Genomic DNA, 1,078 nt, shown 5'->3' with positions numbered 1-1,078 from the left:
GGAGCAGGTCGATCTGGCCGTCACCGCCGAGGGTGAATGTCTCGGACCGCAGTCGACCCGTCCCCGCATCCCCGACGGCTTCGTTGAAGCCCCACAGGTGGCAGCGGTCCTCGCTGCCCCACGCGTTGGCCTGGCGGAACTGGCCTCCCCACCCCCAGTCGGTGGCGTCGGTGACGTTGGCGTCGCTGTACGCGTCGCCCTCGACGACGGACCATCCGGTGAGGTCGCACGTGGCGAAGTCACCGTTCGTCAGCTCCTTGGTGTCCTGCACCCCTGCTGCCTCGTCGTAGTGCGCCGGCGCGACCTTCCCGTAGGCGCCGTCCAGGTTCCAGACCTCGAGGGACTTGACCTGGACGTTGGAGCCGCCGAGGACGTGCAGACCGACGGAGTCGGCGAGGGTCGGGTAGACGCGGGTCGTCATGGACTTCTCCTCGTCGACGAACGCCTCGACGACTGAGCGGTCGACGTAGACGTGCATCGTGACCTTGCCGTTGGCGTCCACCTCGAAGGCGCCCTGGTTGACGCCCTTGCGGGTGTCGGGGTCCAGGCTGGAGTGGTTCCGGTCGAGGGTGAGGGTGTCGGCCTCCCGGTCCACGGACAGGACCGTCCGCTCGGTTCCGTCGCTGCTGCGCCGTACCTCGAGGCCGGCGTTCGTGCTTGCCCCGTCCTTCGAGCTGGGGGTGATCTGCAGCTCGGCCTTGATCTCGAGCAGATCGCTGAACGTGTCGTGCTTGTCGTCGAGCGTGGCGTTAGTGCGTTCGACCGACTTGTTCTTGACCGAGAGGACTTTCTTCGAACGCAGCGACTGCAGCTCGTCCACCGGCTTGAGGCCGGCATCGCCGTCGTCGGTGAGGGTGAGCTCGACCGGCAGCCCCATCGAGTGCGCCCAGCCGGCGTCGTGGTGCTCGTCCTCGCTGCGCCCGTCCTGGGTGATGGTGAACAGCAACGACCTGCCTTCAGGGTCGACCATCCCCGAGGGTCCGGTGAAGTGCTCGCCGTAGTCGAAGAGCCGCGGCTCCTCGTGGTCGGGCACGAACGTGTGGGCGTCCCGGTCCCACTCCCCGACCCAGTAGTAGGT

Annotated in this window: 1 protein-coding gene; it reads right to left on the bottom strand. The window is 67.6% G+C overall.

Annotated features, from left to right (window positions below; genetic code table 11):
- On the bottom strand, positions 1-1,078 hold a 1,078-nt coding region (locus ACFCZN_RS21540; protein ID WP_430558128.1), incomplete at both ends, for a GH32 C-terminal domain-containing protein.

Origin of the sequence: Isoptericola sp. NPDC056134, from assembly GCF_042264825.1 — a bacterium.
GTDB lineage: Bacteria > Actinomycetota > Actinomycetes > Actinomycetales > Cellulomonadaceae > Isoptericola > Isoptericola nanjingensis.
The sequence above is the reverse complement of the archived record's forward strand: the minus strand, read 5'-3'. Positions and strand labels throughout refer to the sequence as shown.